Below are 4,694 nucleotides of genomic sequence, written 5' to 3'. Positions count from 1 at the left end.
CAACCTTGCGGTAGAGACCCATCAGCACGACATCGATGACGGCGGTCGGGAAATCCCAGTCGACGCTGGCGCGCTGCGGCACATAGGCGATGCGGTCGCGCGCCTCGTCCATGGGGCGGCCGAACACGGTGACATCCCCCGACAGGCGGGGGATGACACCGAGTGCGGCTTTCACGAGCGTCGACTTGCCGGCGCCGTTCGGGCCGATGATCGCGGTCATGGATGCGGTGGCGAGCGTCGCATCGACGGAAAAGACAGCCGGCCTCTCCCCGTAGGAGACGGTCAGCCCGCGAACGGCGAGGGGGCTCTCATCGAGCGCGGTGGCCGGGCTGTGAGCCCGGCCTTCCTCGGCCGCAAGAGCGATTGCAGCTTTTGTCACGCTATCTTTCCTAGTTGAGCAGGTTCTGCATGCCGTTTTCCGGCGCTTGGCCCCCGAGCGCGCGGGCGATGGTCGTGGCGTTGTGGTCGATCATGCCGACATAGGTGCCCTGATAGGTGCCGGGCTCGCCCATTGCGTCGGAGAACAGCTCGCCGCCGATCACGACCTCATGATCTCTGGCGGCAGCGCCTTCGATCAGCGCGCGGACATTGCGGTCGGACACGGTGGTCTCGACGAACACGGCGCGGATGTCGCGCTCGACCAGCATGTCGACCAGTTCGGCGATGCGCTGAAGACCGGCCTCGGATTCGGTCGAGATACCCTGGATGCCCATGACCTCGAAACCATAGGCATTGCCGAAATAGTTGAAGGCGTCATGCGCGGACAACAAAACGCGGCTTTGAACGGGCACGGAGGACAGAACCTCGGTCGTGTAGCGAGCCAGATCGCCCAATTCGGCGAGGTGGGCGTCGGCATTGGCAATGAACGTCTCTTCTCCCTCCGGGTGCGCCTCGATCAGCGCGTCGCGGATGTTGATCACCACGCGCGACCACAGGTTGGGGTTCATCCACAGATGCGGGTCGAACCGGCCTTCATAGTCCTCATGGCCGATCAGCAGATTCTCCGGCACCGCCTCCGCCACGGCCACGACGGCCTGGCCTTCTCCCAGTTCGAGCAGGAACTCCTCCATCTGCGCTTCGAGATAGAGCCCGTTCCAAAGCACCAGATCGGCATTGGCCATGGCCACGATGTCGGTGCGAGTCTGGCGGTAGGCATGCGGGTCGACGCCGGGGCCCATCAGCTCACGGACCTCGATCATATCGCCGCCGACCTCGCGCGCGGCATCGGCGATCATGCCGGTGGTGGTGACGACATCGATTTTTTCCGCGGCAAAGGCAAGGGTCGCCTGCGCGCTCACCGCAATGGCGGCGACAAAACCCATAAGGGCACGTTTGGTCAGCATCTGACTTCGATCTCCTGTCATGACTTGGGGGGTCGGCTCATTCTCCGCGTACGTGTTAGTGCATCCGATTTGCAAAATCAATGCAGATGAGAACTATTTGCAACAAACCGCAAAGAAGTCCTGACGGCAGGCCGAGGCGGCCGGTGGGGCGTCTTGCGCCCGACAGGGCACGGCTACGCCGAGACCGTGTAGGGGTTTGGGAACCGGTGCTCCTGAAGGTTCGTGCCCTCACCGATCCGGTCGACGACCGCAAAAAGGCCCGGTTCCGACAGCGGCGTCAGCACGCCGTGCCATGTGCCGCGATGATAGTTGACCGCCTGGCCCGGTCGGGTGCGAAAGGCGCGGGGCATGCCCGGCCTGCCGCCCCGGTCCGGCGCGACGATGACGAGGAAGGGCGCGTGCGTCATCGGCACGAAGGCCTGGCTGCCCAGCGGATGCCGTTCGACCATGTCGAGCTGGAACGGAAGCGTGCGCGGCTCGGCCACGAACAGGCTCAGCCCGGCCCGTCCGTCGGCGAAATCGAGCCGCGCCCGGTCGTCGAACCGCCCGCACAGGCCCTGATTGATCAGCCTGTCCGGGGCGCCGGACGCTTCGAGCAGATCGCCGAAGGGCGCGAACGCGGCGGCCGTCAGGGGCGCGATGGCAATGGTTTCGCTCATGGGCGCAACCGGTTTCCGGTTGGATGGGGGCCGGCGAGGGGAGGGCAGGATAGGCCGGCCGCGCCCCTGCCGGCTGCATGGCGATGCCCTGCAAAGATCCTGGGCGGTCGAGACCGTGCATGCGCGGCGCGCCGTTCCGGTGCTTGACCGGGCGCGCGGTGCGGTCGGCCCCTGGCGGCCCCGGTCGCCTGATGGCGTTTTCGCCCGGCGCTGCGGCCGGGACTGCCTGCGTCGAGCGGGCCTTCCATGCCGTCGATGCGATCAATGCGCCGGGCCATCCGGGCATGAAAGCCGAGGTCCGGTCGAATCACAACGAAAAACCCGGCGGTTGCCCGCCGGGTTCCTGCACGATGTGCGTGCCGGGTTCGCTTAGAACGAAGAGCGGAAGCGCAGGCGCGCCGACCACACATCGTCATCATTGTAGCGAACGCGCAGGTTCGTGTTGAGCGTCTCGGTGATGTCGTACGAGGCGAGCGCGCCGATCGTCCAGTCATCGTCGGTACCGCCCAGCTCGTTCACGCCGTACTGGAAGCCAAGGCCCAGTTCAAACGCGTCGGTCGCATCGAAGGAGGCGTCGGCGCCCAGCACCCACTCATAGTTGGTGCCGTAGTTGCTGCCGGCGACCGGAGTGTCGGTGTACTGCACGCCGGCACCGATCGAGCCCTGACCGAAGTCATAGGTCGCGGTTGCCTTTGCGCTCCACTCCTGGATGTCTTCTTCGTAAGCGAAGCCGACGGTTGCCGACACTTCGCCGACGCTGAATGCGCCCACGGCGACGATGGACGGCACGAAGTCGTCGGCGACCGAGTCGTCTTCGAGCGACACGGTGATGGTGGTGACGCCGAAGGTCGCGGCATAGCGGAGGGTTGCGCCTGCGTCGCCGCCGTCATTGTAGGCGTCGGCCGGGCCGCCGAAGCCGTAGTCGAACGCCGAGGCGTCGACACCGATGCGCAGGCCGGCCAGGTCGAAATAGGCACGGTCGACTTCCAGGCTGTCGTTGCCGGGAAGGTCGGCGCGGGCGCTGGCGTCCGCAGTCAGACGGATGCGCGTGGTGAGCGCGCCGTACTGGGTGTCGCGCCATGCGTCGAGCTGCACGCGGGCTTCGTATTCCGACTCCAGGGTATCGTTGGTGCCGATACCGTCATTGTCGTCGTCGATCGTGGCCTCGAACTGCACATAGCCCGAGATCTTCAGGCATGTCTCGCTGCCGGGGATGTAGAAATAGCCGCCGCCGGCCGCATCGCACACGCGGACATATTCGACCATTTCGGGTTCGGGGATGACGATGTCGGCCGCGTTGGCGGCCGAGACCGCCACCATTGCCGCCGCCGAGCCGAGAAGAAGGCTCTTGATCTTCATAATTGACCTCCAGTCAAAGTTCGAAACGGGTCTGGGGGTGCTCCAAAGGACTGCCTGTCCCATCCCCTATGCAGAAACGGGCAGACTCGCCCGTTCCCTGATCCGTTCATGACCCAACCCCCTTGGGCGCGCAACACGCAATCGGCGCGGTCGGGGCCGATGTCCGCCCGATAGGAAGCCGATGTTGCACAAATGACACGATTTGAGTGAGGAACCGTTCAGACATGTTAACGACCGGTTAACGGCCGATAATGTCCGTGACGTCTTTTCGGGCCGCCGGGCCGCCTTTCGCGCGCCACGGGCGAATCGCCGGCGTCCTCAGCGCAGGCCGCCCACGAACGCGTCGATCGCCGCCAGCGCCTGGGGCGTATGCAGCATGGGCGCGTGACCCTGGCCGCGCACGGTCGTCCGCGTCAGCGCCGGATGCATCGCCGCCATGCCATCGAGCGTGCGCTCGGACAAAAGCGTCGAGTTCTCCCCGCGCAGCACCAGAAGCGGCACGCCGCGCAGGCCGGCGAAGTGCGGCCACAGCGTCGGCAGCCGCTCGCCCGGGTCGATCCGGGTGAGCGTCCCGATCAGCGCGGGGTCGTGATCGGGCCGCAGCGTGCCGTCGATGCGGCGGAAGCGGCCATGCGCCTCGAACGCCCATTCGGCCTCGCCGAAATCGGTGAACGCCCTGGCCATGACCGCCTTTTGCGTTTCGACCGCGTCGGCCCAGTCGCGCGGCCGCGGTAGCTTCTTCAGATAGTGGCGGATCTGGATCAGGCCGGCGCCCTCGATGACCGGGCCGATATCGTTGAGGACCGCAGCGCCGATCGCGCCGGGGCGCATCGCCGTCAGCGCCATGGTGACCAGGCCGCCGCGCGAGGTGCCGACGAAGACCGCGCGCTCGATGTTCAGCGCGGCGAGCACCGACAGCACGTCGCCGGCCTCTGCGGGCACTGTGTAGTTGCGCCAGTGGCGGTCGTGGCCGGACAGGCCGCGCCCCCGCAAATCGACCGCATAGACCCGGCGCGGCGCCTTGCGGTGGGATGCGAAATGGGCGGCCAGGCCCAGAAAGTCGCGGCTGTTGCGGCTCAGGCCCGGCAGGCAGACGAGCGGCGCGCGGCCGCCGTCGCGCGGCAGCTTGCGGCCCACCAGGTCCATGGCCTGGATGCCGTTGGTGCCTTCGTAGATCTGGGTGATGCGGGCATCGCGCACGAACTGCTCCATGCCCCATTCCTGGATATAACCGTGACCGCCAAGCACCTGCTGGGCGTTGGTGGCGTGGGCGTAGCCCTTCTCGGTGAGATAGGCTTTCAGCATCGGCGTCATCAGGCCCATGTAATCGTCG

At 66.4% G+C, this 4,694-nt stretch carries 5 protein-coding genes; all 5 read right to left on the bottom strand.

The features are described from left to right. On the bottom strand, positions 1-379 hold a 379-nt coding region (locus tag AC5E6L_RS14125), incomplete at its 3' end, for an ATP-binding cassette domain-containing protein (protein ID WP_491774122.1). Positions 380-389: 10 nt separating this feature from the next. Continuing rightward, positions 390-1,343, bottom strand: a complete 954-nt coding sequence (locus tag AC5E6L_RS14120) for a metal ABC transporter solute-binding protein, Zn/Mn family (protein WP_491230107.1) — start codon at positions 1,341-1,343, stop codon at positions 390-392. 173 nt (positions 1,344-1,516) lie between these two features. After that, complete coding sequence (locus tag AC5E6L_RS14115; RefSeq protein WP_491774120.1) at positions 1,517-2,002, bottom strand: ureidoglycolate lyase; 486 nt, start codon at positions 2,000-2,002, stop codon at positions 1,517-1,519. Between the two features lie 369 nt (positions 2,003-2,371). Continuing rightward, the gene (locus AC5E6L_RS14110) at positions 2,372-3,361 is read right to left on the bottom strand and encodes a porin (RefSeq protein WP_491774118.1); all 990 of its coding nucleotides are present in this window, start codon (positions 3,359-3,361) and stop codon (positions 2,372-2,374) included. Positions 3,362-3,679: 318 nt separating this feature from the next. Further along, positions 3,680-4,694, bottom strand: a 1,015-nt coding sequence (locus tag AC5E6L_RS14105; RefSeq protein WP_491774116.1) for an alpha/beta fold hydrolase, incomplete at its 5' end; no start/stop codon positions are given.

The organism is Roseitalea sp., from assembly GCF_984466335.1.
The sequence above is the reverse complement of the archived record's forward strand: the minus strand, read 5'-3'. Positions and strand labels throughout refer to the sequence as shown.

Bases quoted from the DNA above. Each gene is read 5' to 3' on its own strand.
- AC5E6L_RS14120 (WP_491230107.1), bottom strand. From the start codon at position 1,343: ATGCTGACCAAACGTGCCCTTATGGGTTTTGTCGCCGCCATTGCGGTG.
- AC5E6L_RS14115 (WP_491774120.1), bottom strand. From the start codon at position 2,002: ATGAGCGAAACCATTGCCATCGCGCCCCTGACGGCCGCCGCGTTCGCG.
- AC5E6L_RS14110 (WP_491774118.1), bottom strand. From the start codon at position 3,361: ATGAAGATCAAGAGCCTTCTTCTCGGCTCGGCGGCGGCAATGGTGGCG.